We start from the raw sequence: 20,387 nt of genomic DNA, 5'->3' as shown, positions 1-20,387 counted from the left end.
TGTCCGTCTCACTCCCATTTGAAAGTCAGGCTGGCGGCGATAAACGCAAGCACTAACCATGCACCCAGAAATACCGCTTCCACCCACATCGTTCCCATCGTCGCGCCGACGTTCATCACCTGCCGCAGTGCGGTGGTGAGATGGCTGATCGGGATGAGCTTCACCAACGGCTGGAGAAACTCGGGCATATTTTTGATCGGAAAAAAGACACCGCCCACAAACAGCATCGGAAACGAGATGAAACCGGCAATCGGTCCCGCGCTTTCCGGCGTCTTGGCCAGACCGGCCACGATAAACCCTGTCGCCATGAACGCCAGCGTGCCGAGGATGATGAAGAACAGCAGGGTCAGCCAGGACCCGTTCACCTGCGTACCGAAGAACAAGTAACCCACAAGCAGAACAATGACGGCCTGAAGCCCGTTCAATATAAGTCTCGCCGTAATTTGCGCCGCAATGAAGGTGGAAGCGTGCAGTGTTGTACTCTGCATGCGGCGCAAAACTCCCCGCTCCCTCCACGATGATATTTGCGCGGCGACGCCGTTCAAATTGTTGGACATGATCATCATCGCCAGAATGCCCGGTACGAGGAAATCAATATAACGGAGCTTCAACGACTGCACGCCTTCCGGCTCAATCTTGATGGCCGGTACATAGCCGGACAGCTGTTTGTCGATGCCGTCCACAATGGGCGTGATCAGCTGCAGACCGATCTGCGATGCGGCGGCGTTCGTCTCGTCATAATATACCTTAATGGCTGTAGAAGTCCGGCTTTCCGGGTTCGGCGTCCCTGCGGCGGGTCCCGTCCTCGCCTCCAAGTGTTTGGCAAAACCTTGGGGAATGACGATCACAAGCTGATGATCCCCGCGCTTGAGCACCTCCACTTCCGCATCCAGATCCTGAGCGGCCTTAAGCTGCAGGACCGGATGATCCTCCAAGGCTTGGATCAAAGCCTGCGAAGACGCCGTCCGGTCCTGGTCGATGACCGCTCCCGACACCGTGACCGGGGTATCTTTGCCGAGGAATGCCCCAAGCATGACCATGAAAAATACCGGGAATAACAGCGTCCAAAACAAAACCTGTTTGTTGCGCCCGAACAGCCTAAGCTGAGCCAGCGTTAATTGAATATAGGCCTTCACTGCTCTCTCAAGCCCCTTCCGGTCATATGAATGAAAACATCCTCCAAGGTCGCCGTACGCGTTTGCAAATCCTGCACCTTCCACTGCTCCCGGGAAGCCAAACCGATCAGTTCGACTAAAGATGTCTGCAAATCGTCGGTATACAGGACGAACAGCTCATTGCGGTAATCCGCCTGCTTCACTTCACTCACCCTGCCCAACAACACGAGGGCCAGGTTCAGGCGCTCCCGTTCCCACTCCTCCGTTCCTTCCAAACGGAATTCGATGGCGCTTTCCGACTGCAGGCTTCGCACGAGATTTCTCGGCGCATCGAGCGCAATAACTTGGCCGCTGTCCATTAAACATATTCGATTGCAAAGCATGTGCGCCTCATCCATATAATGCGTGGACAAGACGATGGTCTTTCCCCGTTCCTTGAGCCTGAGCACAATGTCCCACAGTGTCCGGCGTGCTTGCGGATCAAGTCCGGTTGTCGGCTCATCCAGAAAGATCACCTGAGGATCGTTCACCAGCGCGAGCGCTATCGCCAGCCGCTGCTTTTGGCCTCCGGACAAGTTCCTGACGCGGTCGTTCCGTTTCTCCTGAAGAATCATATCTTCCAGCAGCGGGTCGATCGGTACGGATTCCGGATAAAAGCTCGCGTACATTTTTACAATTTCATGCACCTTGAGCAGATCGAACAAAGAGGTGGATTGCAGTTGAACGCCGATCACCTCTTTCACTTTTTTCAGATCCTTACGGGTATCATAGCCTGCGACTACAGCGTAGCCGTCGTCAGGACGGCGGAGCCCTTCAATCATCTCCATCGTCGTCGTCTTGCCTGCGCCGTTGGGACCCAACAGTCCGAACACCTCGCCTTTATAAACTTCGAAATTCACGCCTTTCACCGCTGTAAAGTCGCCGTATCTTTTGACCAGGCCGCTGGCTTTGATCATCGTTTCCATCTGCGCCACCCTATTCAGCTCCTTTGGGCTCAGTCATTCTCTCTGAGTATATCACCAGCGGTACAAGGTTGCTAATCCTGAAGAATCTTCTAAGGGATACCGCAATTCCGCTTGGAAGCATTCCCCATGTAAACCTCCTTGTTATCGTCAATTAAACCATCGATATGATCGAACTGCTCCACTGCTGTGCTTACCGCTTGATAATACTCCATACCATTAGATGTCAGATCCGCAACTTTGGCTTCCAGATTACTTAAAATTTCTTCCTTAAGCTCTCTAATTTGGCTGATCCTTGTGCCCGGAAAATAACCGATCAACATGTTGTTTTAAACGGTCCATGAAGATACCTCCTGCTATTCGATAAGCTAATCAATTAACGTTTTGGCGGTTTTCCAGGCGGCAAGATTATGTTTATAGGCCCGGATCCCCGATTCTGTCACTTTATAATACTTGCGCCTGCCCTCCGCATATTACTATGTGTATCAAAATAATACTTAATAAATGGCTAATTCGACGCAATGATGCAAATGCTTCTTTGCACGCCAAAAGGGCGCCTGCACACTGCAGACGCCCTATGGAGAACATATTAATATTTTAATTCCTTAACCAAACGCTTGGCCGGCCCATTCGCCGTCTCGATGACTTCATAGATTTTCACTCGGATACCGTTGGTACCCTGCTCATCCTTTAAGCCGGTGAAGGATATTTTTTGTTTGCCGTTTATGAGCCTGTCGGTTCCCGTGAAGGTCATCGTCTGTGTACCGACGACTCGATCCATCCCATCGACCAAATCAAACTGCATTTTGGAGAAATTTGAATCCACAATGACCGGATCCGGATGCTCTATCGCCATGGAAAGATTCAAAGTATACGTATAAGACCCGCTGCTGTAAGACCAGCCCAGCGTGTAATTTTGGAACTGAACCAGGAACGGGTAGAAAGATATCGTATCGCTGTCCGATTCCTCCTGGATTCCGACCTGATAGGCACCCAGTGAAACTTTTCCCTGCGAAACGGATTGATCATCGTACACATTCAAAGCAAACGTCTTATCCTCCACCGAGTTCGGCAGCAAGTAAGAATAACTGATCACATAGGAGGTGCCCGGCATGATGAGCTCCGGAACCGAGCTTTGTCTGCTGCCTGTGTATGTCTTTCCTTGTTTGTCAATCAGCTCGTTTTGAAGCTTCGGAAGCGCAATGGAACTCGTACCCTTATTCGTAATTTTATATTTGCCGATGGCTGTCTTGTAGCCGAAATCATCGTTTTCATGAACATGAAGCTCTACTAAAGATACATCCAGATTTTTATCGACAACGCCGTTATCTTTAAAAATCAATTTTTCCCCCAGCTTGTAGGCGGGAGCCGATGAGATCATGCTGCTTGCCTGACTGGCCCCTTCCCAAAGGTACACCGCAACCGGAACATGCGCTGCCGAAGCGGATGCGGCTTGAGATGAAGTGCTTGCCGCCCCGGTGGACGCCGGCGCATCGGATGCATCGCTTGATGTGTTATTTGATGCATTGCCGGATCCACTGCCCGATGTACCGTTCGATGAAGAGCTTGCTGCAGCCGTATTGGCAGACGAACCGGTCTTACTCTTCTCCCAGAGCACGAGCCGGACGGCATTCGGGTCAATCCCTTCGGGAAGCACCGCATTAAAGTAAAAGGACGCGGTTTCTTTGGGAGACAGGTAAGAAATACGCGATGTATTATCGGTTGACGTAATGGACGCTCCGGCCCCCCCAAACTGATATGTAGCCAGTAAGGAAGGCACGGAAGCAATCGAATCCCCTTCATTGCTTACAGTAACTACCGTTTGGACATGTATTCCGTCCGCTTGCTTGGAATAGGTCGCTTTCTCCGCTTTGACGGTCAAATGCTCCCCTTCAAGCTGCCTTGCATAATCCAACGTATCGCCCAACCGGGCCGTTCGCAGCGAGGAGCTGATGTCCATGGTGCTAAGCGATACTTCTTCGCTCTGATTCATATAATAAAACTCCAACCCAAGGCCCTTTTCCGACAGGTCCTTTGAAACCGCCGTTTTTAATGTTACGATGCCCGATTGGTTCGGAAAAAAGGTTTGATCCCTGCCATCGGCAAACGAAGCAGAGTATTTCAACCCGTCGGCGCCTTTAAGTCGTACTTGAAGCGAGGCGGGAAGCTTCACACTGGCGGACCCTATATTTTTTACGGACAACTGCGTGTACAAGTACCACTTGCCGTCCTCCACCACGCGAACACTTTGCCCCAATCGATAGGCGACCGCGGCATCATTGGCCAGGGCGCTGTCCACTGTATGCAAATTCATGATCTCCTCCGGAACAGCCGCCTGACCCTCCTGTACAACAGAAGCTACGGACAGCCTCCCCAAATGCTTCATAAAATCAGATTGGCTGCTGTCCCAGCGGAAGATCTCCACCTTGAGCTGCGCCGCAGTCATACCCGGAATGATATCCGAATAAAAACGGAAACGCTGATCCTGTCCCGGAAGCACGACAGCGCTCTTCTTTTCGCTTAGACGGGCTGTGTAACTGCGTCCGGAATCGTCCGTTACTCGAACCCCGTATGCGTTGAAATCGATAGCCCGGCTTTCTCTATTGTGCAGGACAACCGAAAACTGCAGGGTGGAAGTAGAAAGAGCAGCTTGGTCCAGCGTAAAGTACGATTGGCCTGCAATGTATACCCCTTCCGTTGCTGCAAGGGATACCGGCGTTAGCGGCGACACGATGGTTAGAGAACCCGACAATAAGAGGGCCATGCTTGTATGTTTCCACGAAACAGACGGTAATTTACGTTTCAATTCCAACAACCTCCCTGGGGTAGTAAAAACTAAACATGCGAGCTCAATCGGTACGGAGCGCATCGATCGGTTTGAGCTTGGAAGCCTTGTTCGCGGGATAAAGCCCAAAAACGACGCCCACCAGCACGGAGAACAAAAAAGCGTACAGCCCGATATCCAGAGAAAGACTCGTGGTCTGATTCGGATTGATGTACGGCCATGCCAAGGAAAGCACAATCCCCAGGACGAAGCCGATCAATCCGCCCAGTCCGCTGATGATGACGGCCTCAACCAGAAATTGCAGCAAAATGCTTCGCCGCTTCGCCCCAATCGATTTGCGGATTCCGATTTCCCTCGTTCGTTCGCTCACGGTGACCAACATAATATTCATAATGCCGATCCCGCCTACCAGCAGTGAAATGGCGGCAACACTGACGAGCTGACTGGTCATCGTACTCGAAGCCGACTGCCTTGCGCTGATGAGTTGGGATGAGTTAAATATGTTGTAGCCCGACGTGCTGTTAAATTTATTTTGCAGGTACCGTTCCACAATAGACTGAACGATGGCCACATTCTCACTCGTTGCGGCTTCGATATAAGTCGTCCGAATGCTGCCAAGCTTGAAATCCCTGCTCAGCGTATCCAGCGGTACAAAAATGGAACTGTCCAATGAGGTTCCGCTCGTATTCGAGCCTTTGCTTTTCAGCGATCCGATGATGGTATAGACATATCCGTCAATATTCAACTTCTCCCCGAGCGGATCGCCGGTTCCAAAAAACTTCGCAGCCACCTCGCTGCCAATGACAGCCACGTGATTCCGAAAGTCGATATCCGCCTGGGCGAGGAATCGCCCGCTCGCCACTTCTCCCTTCTGCATATCCAAATAACGGTCATTGGTCCCGATCACATTAAAGGTTTCCGTCTCCCGGTCGTATTTGATATTCGAGTTGTTTTTCGTCATGGTCGGGGCGATCGCTTTAAACCCGGGCAAGCTCTCCATCTGCATAAGCTCCTGATAGTTCAGCTGTGTAGCCCGGCCATTGCCCATCAGATTGACCACGAGCAGATTTGTGCCCAGACTTTCATACTGCTTGGCGATCGCTTCCGACGACCCCCGCCCAATCGAGACCAGCGTAAATACCGAGGCGACGCCAATAATGACCCCCAGCATGGTCAGCGCCGTCCGAAGCGGATTGGCCAGCACCGTCGCCATCGCCATTCGAACCAATTCCCAAGGTCTCATACCACAGCCTCCTGTGACTTCGCAGGCATCGGAGCATTCCGCACATCTGAGATGATTTCCCCGTCCCGCAGGGTGACCACCCGTTTGGCGTTATCGGCGATATGATTGTCATGGGTGATTAAAACGATCGTGTTGCCTTCTTCGTTAAGCTTTCTGATCAGCTCAAGCACCTCAATGCCCGTTCTCGAGTCCAGCGCTCCCGTAGGCTCATCCGCCAGGATAAGCGACGGGGAAATGGCCAGCGCCCGGGCAATGGCTACCCGCTGCTGCTGTCCTCCCGACAGCTCACTCGGCTTATGATGGCCGCGCTGCCCCATTCCGAGAGCCTCGAGCATCGCCTGGGCTCTTTCTTTTCGCGCCTTTGCTCCCATCCCCGCATAGATCATGGGCAGTTCCACATTTTCAAGGGCCGTCAGCCTCGGGAGTAAATTAAACTGTTGAAAAATAAACCCGATCTTGCGGTTTCTCAGCTCGGCAAGCTCGTTATCGGACAAATGTTCCGTCGCTACGCCATCCAAGGTATAAGTCCCCGACGTCGGTGAATCGAGAAGCCCGATCGTATTCATCAGAGTCGATTTTCCCGATCCGCTGGGTCCGATAATGGCTACAAAATCACCTTTGGCGATATTCAAAGAGATTCCTTTTAAAATCGAAAGCTGCTCTTCTCCGCGCCTATAGCTTTTGGTAATCTGATTCAACTCGATAATATTCAATGGAAACGACTCCTTCCGCCATGTAACCCATTAGTTTCGTCCGCCGCCGCCGAATGTTCCTCCTCCCATGCCGCCTCCGCCTTGAATCCTGAATCCGCCGCCCCCGCCAGGAAATCCGCCCCCGGGGAACTGCGGATTGTTCGTCGTCGCTCTTCTTGTCGGCATAACGACCTGATCGCCTTCCTTCAGGCCGCTTATGATTTCAACATGCGTTTCACTCCGAATGCCAATCTGGATTTCATGCTGTTCCTCGACTGTTCCATCCGCTTTTTGGAGCGAAACGTAGGTCTTTCCTCTTTGGGTTTGGACGGCCTCGATCGGCAGGATCAGAACATCTTTCTTGTCCTGAATATAAATCTCGGCTGTGGCGGTCATCGCATACTTCAATTCGTTCTGATCGGTGTTCTTCACCGAAACGACAACAACATAAGTGGTAACGCCATTGCTCGTTGTACCCACATTGGATACAGAGGTCACTTCCCCTTCAAATGTCCGGCCGGACAAAGCGTCCACTTTCACTTGCGCCTTTTGACCGACCCTGATGCTGGTCAAGTCCAGTTCGTCCACCGCAATGGGCAGCTGCATGGTGCTTAAGCTGGCAACCGCTCCGAGCATGGTGTTGGCTTCGATTTGAGCGCCTACGGGATAGCTGTTCAGCACGTTGGTCTGGCTGTTGGCGAAATCAGACGAAAAAACACCGTCGAACGGCGCTGTAATGGTCAGCTGCTTTACCTTTTGCTCCGCATCGAACACTTTGATTTTCTGGCTCTCGATCGCCGCTTCCTTACTGATGATCTCGTCCTGGATCGAGTCGTTATAGATCGTCCCAATCACGTCCCCCCGGTTTACCGTCTCGCCATCCTTGAAGTTCAGCTTTTGAATATTTCCGCTCGCCCCGGCATAAACTGCGGCTGTATGTATATAATCAAGAGCACCCTGCGTCACGGATTCCTTATTCCGGTCAGATGAAGCGATGCTTCCCTTTACTACCGTTCCCGCGGAGAGTGTCCCGTCATTGTTCACGATCACTTCGACGTCCACCAGCTTGTTTCCATTCGCATCGGCCTTGATGTCTCTGCTGACCGTCTCCACCGTTCCCATTTTGGTAAGCATAAAACCGTCAACCGTCAGTTCCACCGGATCGCCTTTTTTGAGCTGAACGGCTTCCTGCAAATAAAACGGCAGCTTGACCTTGAATTGCGACGGGTCGGAAATGGTCGCCACCTTGGCCAGCTTATTGACTTGACTTCCCACATCCAGATTGGAGGCCAATGTAAGCTTTCCGCTGATCGGCGCGGTAAAACTCATGTGATTTTGCTCTTCCCGAAGCTTGGCCAGCTCTTTTTCCATCTGCTGCAGAGCAACCCGCGCTTCCTTCAAATTGGTTTCCGTCGAAGGGACGGAAAGCTCTACAAGCACATCCCCCTTCTTTACGGCCCGATTTTGCGTCAGGTTCATCGTTTTGATCATCCCGTCTACCGGAACAACAATATTTTGCATATCCTGAGCTTTGAACTGGGTTGTCCCCGATACCGTAGAAGTAATGGCGCCCCTGGTTACTTTCATCGTTGTTCGCTGCGCTGCCCCGGACGCTGCAGGCTTTGATGCCGAGTTATGTACATAATAATAAGTGCCCGCTCCGCATAACAGCACGGCTAGAATCACAATCATCCACTTTTTGCTGCGGCGTAACTCCATTCGTCTTTCCCCTCTCCATCGGCTTCCTTCCATAACAGTCTAGTATTGGTTGCTGAATCCAATCTGAACGCAAGCTGAAAGTTAATTGAATGAATGCTGAAAATTCGCTGAATGCCATAGGGCAAAAAAATCGTGCGATCCGTCGGAAACGGACCGCACGATTCGTATGAATTAGTTCACGGCTTCGGCACTCGAAGCAGCCGCATCGGAAGCGGACTTTGCTTTTCCATGCCAGCCTCCCTTTTGATCAACAAATTGGTTTAACTGCTCGGTCATACTATCTTTTATTTTGCTGACCAGTTCTTCTTTTGTGATGCCTTTGGATTCCGCAAATTCGGCCAGGGACTTTCCGGCCTGCAACTCTGTAGCCAGCTCCTCTTGAGTCACACCCAGAATCTGTGTCAATGCCTCCGGATTGCCCATAGGACCAAACGGCATTTTGCCGCGGTCTTCACCCGGATGACCAAAGCCCTTGTTTTCAATTTGCTGCTTCAAACGGTCGGATAGGCCGGACTTCATTTGATCCGCCTGCTCCTGAGTCAATGTTCCGGCGGTCACTTGAGCGTCGATGGCCGCCGTTTGAACGTCAACCAGCTTTTGCAGGTAGTCTTCCTCGCTCAGGCCTTTTTCCTGTGCAATTTGCAGTAACGTTTTACCTTCCTTCATCGCATCTGTAATTACACTCTGCTCCACACCTAGTATGGTTGCCGTCTCTTGGAGGACATGGCCGCCGCGTAAGCCGCCCGGATTTATTTTTCCGCGGCCCTTGTCTCCCCACCCGGATCCGAAGTCCGGCTTCTGAATCTTCGCGCCAGCCGACTCATTCGCGAAGGCCTGATTATGTAACGTCCCGACAAAGCCGACACCAAGAACAAAAGAGGCGATTATCGTCCCTGCAACCATTTTTTTACCGATTGTTTTCATAGCGTTTTTCCACCTTTTTCATTTTATTTTTTCTTACAAGTTGAAGTATAGACCCGTTACCTGAATTGCATCTGAGCGGCAACTGAAGAATCGTTGTGCATTTCCTGAAAGTTGGCTGAAAATGAAAAAAACTTAGCTTATGGAACGGATCCATCGGCTAAGGTTCAAGGTTATTGCTGATTCAAAGGATTACGGTCTGATCGTTAGGTCGTTATAATGTCTCTGGGAAGTTTGCCTGTGCGTTGAATTTCTCTAATTTAAGCGCTCGTAAGACGACGGCCTACCAGTATAAAAGAAGAGGTAACAAAGCGCCGCAAATCGGCTACGTCCTGACTCCCCCGAAAAATGCGGAATGCCCCTCGAAAGTTCGTGCCTGAAAACAATACCAGTGTAACTTCATTCCGATTGACAATTTTTCTGAGCCGGAAACTGGAGAGAATATTGTTGAAACGAAACACGCCCAGATTTCGGACCGCAATCCCTCCGCGTCTAAAGATGAGGTGACGTCCTGTAAAATTAAGGCCTGAGAACAAAGTAAGCCTTACATCCCTGTTTGCCAAATCTACCACCCTTTCTTTTGAGATGGTAATAGTGTATGGCAAGCTTATAGGAATGGTTCGACCATATGTACCAGGTTTAAAGATGGTTTTCGTCTTCTCTGTAACACGCCAAAAAGCGCCGAATCCCATCCGGTCGACGCTTTGTACAAGAAGCTTATAATGCTCAAAAACATCTGCTTTACTCACCGCCACAAAGTCTGGCTATCGTCAGACACTCTGCGGTCGCCGTTTCTATTTCTAAGCTACGAACTGATATTTTCCACTTCGACCGCCACAACATGCCTTAACTGCTTAATGCGGTAATAGATCGAGGTTGTGCGCTGTTTATTGGGAGCGGACATAATCATTTGGATTTGCTGCTTTTCTCCGTCGACATCTTTCACCTTAATATGCTTCACCCGCATCTCTTCACACTGGAGTTCATCGATCAATGCCGTCATTTCATCGTTGTTCTCCACGATAATGTTGACAGACACGTCTCTTTCTTTCAGCCTTTGAGGACCAAACAGCTTAATAAACATGGGGAACAAGTTGATGGCCATAATAATGAGAATCACGGCTGTAACCGCCTCCAAATAAAATCCGGCCCCTGCTGCAATCCCCAAAGCTGACGCCGCCCATACCATGGCAGCTGTTGTGAGACCTGAAATCACATCGTTGTTTCTCCGAAGAATGACACCTGCACCGATAAAGCCGACGCCGCTGACGATTTGTGCAGCCAGCCGCAGGGGATCCATGTTCGTATGCCCCGGAACGGAATATTGGTGCACCGATTCGATGGAGACAATCGTGATCAGGCAGCTGGCGACGGAGATCACCATGCTCGTTTTCATGCCGAGCGGCTTATGCTTGAGCTGCCGATCGATGCCGATCAACAGCCCAAGTAAGAGAGAAAAGCCCAGTTTACCAAGAAAAACATACGACATATCTGCAACCCTGCTCTCACCGGAAACGATCCGGATAATTAGTGATCACTCCGTCCAGCCCCGCTTGGGCTAAAGGCCCTGCCCATTCCGCCTCGTTAACGGTATAGGGGTACACTTTGTAGCCATGAGCGTGACATTGACGAATATATTCCACATCAACAAACGAATAATGCGGATGCAGGCTGTATGCAGCAAACGGCAGCTTGCGTACATAATCCCAAGGATCGATCACTCTGGTGGAGAACAGCACCCCGAGCTTCATCGCCGGCTCAAGACGTGCCGTTTCCGCAAGCGCGTAATGATCAAAGGAGGAAATGACGACCCGGTCGAGCATGTCATGCTCATGAACGGAACGAATCAGCTTTTGCTCAATCCCTTTGTGGTAGTAGGGTAAATTTTTGATCTCCAGGTTGATCAGCATATGGGTGTCGGCTGCGAGCGCCATAAATTCCTGCAGCGTCGGAATCGTTATCCCTCTGAACGACTCGCCATACCATGAGCCCGCATCCAAACGCCGCAGTTCCTCAAGCGTCATGTCCTTAATCAGGCCTTGACTGTTCGTTGTCCTTTTGACATCATCGTCATGACAAATGACCACCTCGCCGTCCTTCGTGAGATGCACATCCAGCTCCATGCCATCTGCATTTTGATTAATCGCCAGCTCAAAGGCAGCGATCGTATTTTCCGGGGCATATCCGGAAGCTCCCCGATGCGCAATAATAAGCATCCTTAACACCTCTGTTTTAAAAATGTGCTGAGACGATGTCCGTCTCAGCACATTTTTAATTATTATTTTTGCGATACCTTGTTGTTTTCCTCAATCAGGCCCGTTACTTTCTTATTCAGCTCATCTACGACTTTCTGCGGATCTTCGCCTTTATAGACTCGTTCGATCGCTGTCGCTACTTCCAGCCTCGCTTCCGGGAATACGGAGATCAGAGCGCCTTTGGTTGCAGAAGACAATTTCGTTTGTTGAAGCTGTTTAACGGCCGTAGTAAACTGCGGATACTTGGCATACGTATCTTTCAGCACTTGTTGGTCATAGGCGGCTTTCGTGATCGGGAAATAACCGGTGCCGGCCGCCCATTCCGCTTGCGTTTCCGGCTGTGTCATAAACTTCATGAAATCCCAGGCGCCTTCTTTTTCCTCCTCCGCCACGCTGTTCATTATCCATAGCGAAGCGCCGCCGACGATTACACCATTGTTTTTGCCGTCCGGACTTGGCATGAATGCCGTTCCTACCTGGAACGGCACGTCTTTCACGTTCCCCGGCGTGCCTGCTGTGGAGTCCAGGAACATCGCCACTTTCCCTGCTCTGAACGCTGCTCGAACATCATCGAACTTACGGCCGTAGTTGCCGATGGAACCATCCTTGTTCATGTCATCCAGCCATTTGAAAATTTCCAGGCTTTGCTTTGAGTCCAACAGCGACTTGGTAGCCAGTGCATCGCGACCGTTGCCGTGATCTACCATATCTGCGCCCTGGTTAGCCAACAGCTGCTCAACAAACCAGCCGTAAATAACAAGGGAGAATCCTTTATCGTTGCTGTTAGTCAATTTTTTGGCTGCCTCGCGAATCTCGGCGTACGTTGTCGGCGGATTCTCCGGATCCAGACCTGCTGCTTTAAACTTATCTTTATTATAGAACAAAATGGAGTTAGAAGTGTTAAACGGCATGGAATACAGCTTGCCATTCACTTGATAATAACCCAAAATATTTTCTTCGAGCTTGGAAAGATCATAATTGTCTTTGACGATAAAATCCTGCACGGGCTGTACGAAACCGCTATCAATCATGTATTTGGTGGCGATTTCCTGAGCCTGCATAATCGTAGGCGCTTCTTTCGTCCCACCTACCGCCTTCAGCTTGGTCAACGCTTCTTCATAAGTCCCTTGGTATGAAGCTTCTACAAAATATTTCGACTGACTCGCATTATACTTGTCTACCATGCTCTTAATGAGGTCGCCCGGCGTTCCATTCATAGCATGCCAGAACGTAACCTTGATTTTACCGTCACCGGTTTTACGGGCTTCGGATGTCGATGCCTCCGGACTGCAGCCTACAAGGGAAAATACAATCACAAGCGACAATAAGCTGAGCCATAATGATTTCAATTTCATTGTTTTTTATCCCCTTTTCATTATAATTTATCCTTTTAACGCCCCTGCCATTAAGCCTCTCTTTAGCTGCTTCATGCTCAGGAACAAGAAAAGCAACGTCGGTATCAATACAATCATGACTCCAGCCATGACAACTGGCCAGTTCGTGCTCGTCTCCTGCGCCTGCATCATCTTGATGCCGATTTGGACCGTACGCACACGGTCATTAGTTGTCGTTAACAGAGGCCACAGATACATGTTCCATGTTGTCAGGAACCCGTAAACGCCTAAGGCGCTTAACATTGAGCGCGACAGCGGAAGGACAAAGGTCAGGAAGAAGCGGAACCGGCCACAGCCCTCGATTTGAGCCGATTCTGACAGTTCCCTCGGGATCGTCATAAAATGCTGGCGCAGCAGAAACACCCCGAAGGCGATGGCAAAATGCGGTACCGTCAAACCGTAATACGTATTGACCCACTTCAAATTGAGGATTGTTAAGTAGTTTGGAATAATCGTCGCTTCCCATGGAATCATCATCGTAGAGATCAGCAGGAAGAACACAACGTTTCTGCCCTTGAAATCGATAAATACGATGGCGTAAGCAGCCAAGCTGCAGACAACGAGCTGTCCCAGCATTACCGCAGTGGAAACGACCAGGCTGTTAAACATAAACTTCAGCAGCGGCACATTGGCCAGCGCTGTCGTGTAGTTGCTGAAATGAAGCACGCTCGGAAAAAGCTTGCCTGTCATCAACTCTTGCGTGCTCATTAAGCTGGCAGAAATCGCATAAACGACCGGTAAAAAAAGCAGCACGGCCATGAGCGTCAAAATGACATAGAAGAGGATCTTGCCAGCCATTGTCCTTGTCATTGGTAATGCACCTTCTTTTCGCCCACTTTAAATTGAATAACGGTAACAATAAGCACAACGATGAACAAAATGATCGCCTGTGCGCTCGCTACGCCGAACTTGTAATGAATAAACGCATTTTGGAAAATCGAGTATACGATCAGGTTCGTCGATTCCGCCGGGCCGCCTTGCGTCAAGATATCGATCTGTCCAAACGACTGAAACGAGTGAATGACCGTGACGATAATGACGAAAAACAAGCTTGGTGATACCATCGGCAAGGTAATACGGAACAATTTGGTCCAATAACCGGCCCCGTCAATCGTAGCACTCTCGTAAATATCCTCTGGAATACTTTGCAATCCGCCGAGCAGAATGATGAAGTTAAAGCCGATACCCATCCAGATCGAAGTGATAGATACCGAAATGAGCGCCCAGTCCGAATCGGTCAGCCAGGCAATCGGAGAAATTCCGGCATAACCCAACACACGATTAAGCAATCCGATGCTTGGGTGGAAAATAAAAAGCCAGATGGTGGATCCTGCCGCGACGGAAATACCGACGGTAGATGAAAAAATGACCCGAAAAAATTCGATTCCCCTCAATTTTTCGCTTGCTATCACCGCCAGGAACAAAGCCAATGCTACTCCAATAGGCACCGTGTACAGCACATAAAGAAACGTCGCTTTCATGCTTGTCAAAAAGCTGTCTGAAGTCACCAGGTTGATGTAATTGTCCAATCCGACGAACAATACCGGAACACCTCGCGGATTCGTCGAATAAAAACTGTAATACAGCGTTTTTAAAATCGGATAAAAAATGAACACAATCATGAGAAAAAGCATCGGTCCCAGATACAACATCCCTAATAAAAAATTGGAAACCGCTTTCCGCTTTGCATTAGGGGTAAGGCCTATCCTTGCGTCACTGCGTTTGGCCAGCTTCTCCATCGGACAACCCCCTCTAAGAGAATAAAAAAAGAAGAACCTTCAAATTCACGTACCGAATGTACCATCGATACGAGCAGTTGAAGGTCTTCTCCAATTCATGTAACCGCTTCTATTAACTTGGTACTCAGTATAAATTAAAAATTCACAAAAATCAACAGCATTTTTATTGCAAATGGTAAATCCCTCTATTTCCTCACGCTTCTTGCTTCTGCCACAGCGCTTTTCTCGATGTGGTCACCGCCGTCGCCCCCGCTTCAAGCGCCAGCCGCACATCTTCGTCGGTGCGGATCAGGCCTCCGGCCAGCACGGGGATTTTCGTTTCCTCCAAAAACTCCCGGATAATATGCGGTATAATGCCGGGGAGCACCTCGACGTAATCGGGCTTCGTTTTTTCAAGCTGTACATAGCTGTTTTCCAGCGCGAGGGTATCGAGCATAAAAAGGCGCTGAATGGCAATAAGCCCTTTTCTTTTGGCGGTGAGCACCACATTGTTGCGTGTGGAAATGATGCCCGCGGGCCCGATTTCCTGCGCCAAAAATTCGGTTGCGTATTCATCCGATTTTAAGCCCTCGATGAGATCGGCATGGAGAAACATCTTCTTCCCCTGCTCGGCAGCCCGGCGTACAAGCGGCTTCACCTGAGCGATGTGCGCGTTTAACAGGACGAGAAATTCGTAGTCTGTCTTCAGCAGCTGATCAAAATCCTTCATATTGCGAATTGCGGGTACGATGGACTGGTTTATGATGGCTTTCATCCCATTGCTCCTCCTGAATTAGCTTTGCTCGCCTTCTTTGTAGCGCATGGTCGCATGTACGGCTCTCTTCCACCCGGCATACAAGCGATCGCGTTCTTCGGGTTTGGCAGCGGCCGTAAATGTCCGCTCGACGACACGGTTATGGATAATGTCCTCTTTACTGCGCCAATAGCCAACGGCTAGACCGGCCAAATAGGCCGCTCCCAACGCCGTAGTTTCATTGACCGTCGGACGCTCCACTTTCGTACCCAGCAAATCCGCTTGAAATTGAATCAAGAAGTTATTCGCCGCAGCGCCGCCGTCAACTGCAAGCTTTTGTACCTTAATGCCTGAATCGGCTTCCATCGCCTCCAGCACATCGCGCGTTTGATACGCCAGCGATTCAACCGCCGCACGGATCAAATGGTTATCCGTCGTACCCCGGGTTAGACCGAATATGGCTCCGCGGGCTTCCATATCCCAATAGGGCGCACCGAGGCCAACAAACGCGGGGACGAAATATACGCCTTCCGTGCTGGAAACCGATGCCGCTCTCTCCTCAGATTCGGACGCGGTACCGATCAGCTTCAGCCCGTCTCTCAGCCACTGAATGGCCGCCCCAGCAACGAAGATGCTTCCTTCCAGCGCATATTCCACTTTACCATCCAATCCCCAAGCGATCGTTGTCAGTAAGCCATGCGTGGATGCAACCGCTTTAGTTCCGGTGTTCATTAACATGAAGCAGCCGGTGCCATACGTATTTTTCACCATTCCTTCATCAAAGCAGGCTTGACCGAACAAGGCCGCATGCTGATCACCGGCAATGCCCGCAATCGGAATACCGGCGCCCAGCAGGCTCTCCTCCGTGTATCCGTAAATTTCGCTCGAGGAGCGGACATCCGGCAGCATGGAACGTGGAACCTGCAGCATGTTCAGCAGCTCGTCGTCCCATTCCAGGGAATGAATATTGAACAAAAGCGTTCTCGACGCGTTCGAATAATCCGTCACATGCAGCTTTCCTCCGCTCAGCTTCCAGGCAAGCCATGTATCGATCGTGCCGAATGCGAGCTCGCCCCGTTCCGCTTGATCGCGCGCGCCCTCCACATGATCCAGAATCCACTTCAGTTTCGTACCCGAGAAATAGGCGTCGATCAAAAGTCCGGTCTTGCTCCGTACAAGGTCTTCATATCCCCGCTGCTGCAGCTCGTGACAAATGTTGCTGGTCTGACGGCTTTGCCATACAATGGCATGATACACCGGCCGGCCCGTACGCCGATTCCAAACCACGGTGGTTTCCCGCTGGTTCGTAATGCCGATGGCGCAAACCTGCTGAGGCCCAATGCCTGCCTGCGCCAGCGCTTGGCGAATCATCTCGAGCTGGACGTCCCATATTTCCTCCGGATCATGCTCCACCCAGCCCGGTTTCGGGTAGATTTGCCGAAATTCCTTTTGTGCATCGGCAACGATTTGCCCCGCTTTATCGAACAAGATCGCTCTAGCGCTTGTCGTACCTTGATCAAGAGCCATCACGTACAAGGATATCGCTTCCTCTCCTGTAAAATAAACCTGCTCCGGATTCCTTAAACCGATGAGTCCATCGATTTCTTTCGCAGCACTACGATACAAGAAATCGCAACTTCTGTAAAGATGTACCAAAATAAAAATGGATATGCCCCCTCTTGCAGCCAGCGAAAAAAGGGGTTATGATGAAGGTAATATAATAACCACTGGGTCGGAGACGAGGAAAAAGACCATAACCCTTCATTGATCGGGTATCAATGATGCTGTTGTGTGTCTTTTTCCTTTTTTTGCATATTTGTCTCCAGAGAGGAGTACACATGACTCAAACATTTTCCAGCCTAAAACGAAACGATATTCAGCTTGAACTGGCACGGGAAACATACGACATGCTGGTGATTGGAGGCGGTATTACGGGTGCGGGCATTGCACTGGACGGCGCGGTGCGCGGACTCAAGGTTGCTCTGATCGAGATGCAGGATTTCGCGGCAGGTACCAGCAGCCGGTCGACAAAACTCGTTCACGGAGGATTGAGATATCTGAAGCAGGGCGAGGTCAAGCTGGTGCGGGAAGTCGGGCGCGAACGCGCTATCGTCTACGAAAATGCCCGGCATGTCGTCATCCCGGAATGGATGCTGATGCCGATTATCAAAGGGGGCACGTACGGTAAGCTAGCCACATCCGTCGGTCTTTACGTGTACGATTGGCTTGCCGGGGTCAAGCGGGAGGAACGCCGCAAAATGCTGTCCAAAAGCGAAACGATCGCCAAAGAACCGCTGTTGTGGCAGGATAAGCTGCTGGCGGGCGGTTATTATGTCGAATACCGTACGGATGATGCGCGGCTGACGATCGAGATTATGAAAGCGGCGGTAAGCCGCGGGGTCAAAGCCGTCAATTATACGAAAGCGGCACAGTTCTTGTATGAGAACGGCAAGGTTGTCGGCGTGAAGGCGGAAGACCGGAATTCAGGACAAACCTTCGAGATTCGGGCAAGCAAGATCGTGAACGCCGCCGGCCCGTGGGTAGACAAGCTGCGCGAGCTGGACCAATCGAAGCAGGGCAAACGGCTGCACTTAACCAAAGGGGTCCATATCGTCGTCGATCAAAGCCGATTCCCGCTGAGGCAGACGATTTATTTCGATACACCGGACGGCCGTATGGTGTTTGCAGTCACACGGGACGGCAAGACCTACATTGGGACAACGGACACCGATTACGAAGGCAATCTGGAGCATCCCCGGATGACCAAGGCTGATTTGACTTATTTACTCGATGCGGCAAATTACATGTTCCCTTCCATCGGACTTACGGAAGCAGATGTCGAGGCCAGTTGGGCGGGGCTGCGGCCGCTTATCCACGAAGACGGCAAATCACCGTCCGAGCTGTCCCGCAAGGACGAAATCTTCCTTTCTCCCTCGGGTCTCATCACCATTGCCGGAGGCAAGCTGACCGGCTACCGCAAAATGGCCGAACGGGTTATCGATCTGGTAGCGGAGCAGCTGAACAAAGAAACCGGCCGTACGTTCCCGGGCTGCAGTACCGATCAAATCAAGCTATCCGGCGGAGATTTTCCGGAAGGCTTTGATGCGTTTACCGCCAAGTGGACGCAGCATGGCATCCACCAGGGCTTGTCTGAGAAGCGGGCGGCGGCCCTCGTCCGTCGTTACGGCAGCAACGTGCCGTCGGTGTACGCCAAATTTGACTCCCTGCGCGAAGCCTCCGCGGCCTACGGAATGGAGATTGACGCATTGGCTTCGCTCATCTACGGCATAGAGGAAGAAATGGTAACCCGCCCTCTTGATTTTCTCAATCGCCGTACAGGGGCGGTCAATTTCGACCACCAAAGCGCCGCGCGGTGGCTGGAGCCCACCGTCCGCTTCATGAGAGACACCTTCCATTGGGATGAGGAGACCGCTCTCCTTTATTTAAAGGAAGCAAGAGACGGCATAAGATTTGCGAAAGAGGCGGTTTAACCCGGATTTACCGTTTTCAGGATTCGGCATCCTTTACTGTTCTGCGATATAATAGAATCATCTTCTGATCAAAGAGGACTTTGTTCAAGGAGAAAAATCGGCCGCATGTACGGTCTTTCCGCAGGAGGTCCCGGGAGCATGTTTAAATACAGGATCGATGACGAATTGGAATTAAAGCTGTTGGAGCCCGCTGACGCAGAAGCGCTATACCGGCTTATTCATGCGAACCGCAGCTATCTGCGGAAATGGATGGCCTGGGTCGATGCAACCAAAAGTCCCCAGGACACCCGATCCTTCATCGAGTCCGCACGAATCCGTTGGGCCAAGGGAGATGGCATGACGGCAGGCATCCTGTTTCACGGAGAACTGTGCGGAACGATCGATCATCATGCGCTTTGTCTGTTGAACCGCCGCACGTCCATCGGGTATTGGCTGGCCGAATCCCATCAAGGCCTCGGGATCATGACCCGCGCTTGCCGCGCGATGGTCTCTCATGCCTTTAAGGGACTGGGTCTGTACCGGGTGGAAATCCGGGCCGGCGTGAATAACCTGAAGAGCCGTTCCGTGCCGGAGAGGCTCGGATTCTCCTTCGAAGGAGTCGCCCGCGGAGGACAGCGGTTGTATGACCGCTATATCGACCTTGCCGTTTACGGGATGCTGGCGGATGAATGGGATTCGTCCCCGGCAGGAGCAAAATAATTGAACCAATGGGAAGTCGCAATCATTCTTGCCATTATACATCATAATTCATCATGAACGACCGGATAGGTGAAGGAGGAAACACAGTGGCATTCGGGATCACCAGAGAAGAACTGATGCAGTGGAAAGAAGCTGTGTCCAGGGGAGAGATCGCTTTTATCACCCACTTTTGGCTGGAGCCCCGTTTTCCGGGCATTCATACGGTAACCAAAGTCGGCTGCTCGAATCTGGAGCGCTTATCCGAGTGGTGCGCAGCCAACGGATTAGATCCAAGATATATTCATAACCGCGACCCTTTTCCCCACTTTGACCTGATCGGTGCAAAGCAAATAGAGATTCTGCGAAAAGAACGCTTGTGGGATCAACTGGAACGTTTCAGACTGCTTTAAGGTGATGCCCCTCCCGGCTCTGCTCCGCTTGGACCCGCAAGCCGCAACTCCCCGCTTCACTTTATTTTCAACAGGACGCAGCCATTCCTTCCGCATGATGATACACCGATCTGTATAAAACAGAAGCCCCTTTCACCACCGCCCCTCCTTCCCCATGAAATGCAATTCGTACTAAAGAGACCTCGGATTCATATAATTTACTGACGTTCGGGAATCAGCCAATCGGTAAAGTGAATGAATCGGGAGGGAG

The 20,387-nt window shown here is 51.0% G+C and carries 18 protein-coding genes; 3 read left to right on the top strand and 15 right to left on the bottom strand.

Annotated features, from left to right (window positions below; genetic code table 11):
* Positions 1–8 precede the first annotated feature (8 nt).
* The 15 genes from NR121_RS17365 to glpK all read right to left on the bottom strand — a co-directional run bounded on the left by NR121_RS17365 (position 9) and on the right by glpK (position 17,085).
* Positions 9–1,136, bottom strand: coding sequence for an ABC transporter permease (locus NR121_RS17365; protein WP_062409855.1), 1,128 nt, complete (start codon positions 1,134–1,136; stop codon positions 9–11).
* Entirely contained in the window at positions 1,133–2,080 is a 948-nt protein-coding gene (locus tag NR121_RS17360) for an ABC transporter ATP-binding protein (protein ID WP_137670453.1), read from the bottom strand. Before NR121_RS17360 ends, NR121_RS17365 begins: the two co-directional genes overlap by 4 nt.
* Positions 2,081–2,169: 89 nt before the next feature.
* A complete protein-coding gene (locus NR121_RS17355; RefSeq protein WP_062409856.1) occupies positions 2,170–2,400 on the bottom strand; it encodes a permease prefix domain 1-containing protein in 231 nt (76 codons plus the stop codon).
* Between the two features lie 266 nt (positions 2,401–2,666).
* The gene (locus NR121_RS17350) at positions 2,667–4,883 is read right to left on the bottom strand and encodes a hypothetical protein (RefSeq protein WP_256831554.1); all 2,217 of its coding nucleotides are present in this window, start codon (positions 4,881–4,883) and stop codon (positions 2,667–2,669) included.
* Between the two features lie 43 nt (positions 4,884–4,926).
* Entirely contained in the window at positions 4,927–6,105 is a 1,179-nt protein-coding gene (locus NR121_RS17345; protein ID WP_062409858.1) for an ABC transporter permease, read from the bottom strand.
* A complete protein-coding gene (locus tag NR121_RS17340) occupies positions 6,102–6,818 on the bottom strand; it encodes an ABC transporter ATP-binding protein (RefSeq protein WP_062409859.1) in 717 nt (238 codons plus the stop codon). The genes NR121_RS17345 and NR121_RS17340 overlap by 4 nt, the downstream gene beginning before the upstream one ends.
* Before the next feature lie 30 nt (positions 6,819–6,848).
* A complete protein-coding gene (locus NR121_RS17335; RefSeq protein ID WP_062409860.1) occupies positions 6,849–8,516 on the bottom strand; it encodes an efflux RND transporter periplasmic adaptor subunit in 1,668 nt (555 codons plus the stop codon).
* A gap of 171 nt (positions 8,517–8,687) precedes the next feature.
* A complete protein-coding gene (locus NR121_RS17330) occupies positions 8,688–9,440 on the bottom strand; it encodes a DUF2680 domain-containing protein (RefSeq protein WP_062409861.1) in 753 nt (250 codons plus the stop codon).
* Positions 9,441–10,242: 802 nt separating this feature from the next.
* Positions 10,243–10,926, bottom strand: coding sequence for an MgtC/SapB family protein (locus NR121_RS17320; RefSeq protein WP_062409862.1), 684 nt, complete (start codon positions 10,924–10,926; stop codon positions 10,243–10,245).
* Between the two features lie 16 nt (positions 10,927–10,942).
* Entirely contained in the window at positions 10,943–11,653 is a 711-nt protein-coding gene (locus NR121_RS17315; RefSeq protein ID WP_054818184.1) for a glycerophosphodiester phosphodiesterase, read from the bottom strand.
* Between the two features lie 62 nt (positions 11,654–11,715).
* Positions 11,716–13,047, bottom strand: a complete 1,332-nt coding sequence (locus NR121_RS17310) for an ABC transporter substrate-binding protein (RefSeq protein WP_062409863.1) — start codon at positions 13,045–13,047, stop codon at positions 11,716–11,718.
* A 27-nt stretch (positions 13,048–13,074) separates the two neighbouring features.
* Positions 13,075–13,896, bottom strand: coding sequence for a carbohydrate ABC transporter permease (locus NR121_RS17305; protein ID WP_082660878.1), 822 nt, complete (start codon positions 13,894–13,896; stop codon positions 13,075–13,077).
* Positions 13,893–14,825, bottom strand: a complete 933-nt coding sequence (locus tag NR121_RS17300) for a carbohydrate ABC transporter permease (RefSeq protein ID WP_062409864.1) — start codon at positions 14,823–14,825, stop codon at positions 13,893–13,895. Before NR121_RS17300 ends, NR121_RS17305 begins: the two co-directional genes overlap by 4 nt.
* Positions 14,826–15,018: 193 nt before the next feature.
* Positions 15,019–15,579, bottom strand: coding sequence for a glycerol-3-phosphate responsive antiterminator (locus tag NR121_RS17295; protein WP_062409865.1), 561 nt, complete (start codon positions 15,577–15,579; stop codon positions 15,019–15,021).
* A gap of 18 nt (positions 15,580–15,597) precedes the next feature.
* Positions 15,598–17,085, bottom strand: coding sequence for a glycerol kinase GlpK (gene glpK, locus NR121_RS17290; protein WP_062411052.1), 1,488 nt, complete (start codon positions 17,083–17,085; stop codon positions 15,598–15,600).
* A gap of 311 nt (positions 17,086–17,396) precedes the next feature.
* Here glpK and NR121_RS17285 point away from each other — a divergent pair, with 311 nt between their 5' ends.
* The 3 genes from NR121_RS17285 (at position 17,397) to NR121_RS17275 (ending at position 20,137) form a co-directional block, all read left to right on the top strand.
* On the top strand, positions 17,397–19,049 hold the full coding sequence (locus NR121_RS17285) for a glycerol-3-phosphate dehydrogenase/oxidase (RefSeq protein WP_062409866.1): 1,653 nt from the start codon (positions 17,397–17,399) through the stop codon (positions 19,047–19,049).
* Positions 19,050–19,187: 138 nt separating this feature from the next.
* Positions 19,188–19,748, top strand: coding sequence for a GNAT family N-acetyltransferase (locus NR121_RS17280; RefSeq protein ID WP_062409867.1), 561 nt, complete (start codon positions 19,188–19,190; stop codon positions 19,746–19,748).
* Positions 19,749–19,834: 86 nt separating this feature from the next.
* A complete protein-coding gene (locus NR121_RS17275; protein ID WP_054818183.1) occupies positions 19,835–20,137 on the top strand; it encodes a hypothetical protein in 303 nt (100 codons plus the stop codon).
* The last annotated feature ends 250 nt before the right edge of the window (positions 20,138–20,387 follow it).

The sequence above is a fragment of the Paenibacillus sp. Pae15 genome (assembly GCF_024519685.1).
Taxonomy (GTDB): Bacteria; Bacillota; Bacilli; order Paenibacillales; family NBRC-103111; genus Paenibacillus_G; species Paenibacillus_G naphthalenovorans.
Note: the sequence above shows the minus strand (reverse complement) of the source record. Positions and strands in the feature narration are given on the sequence as shown.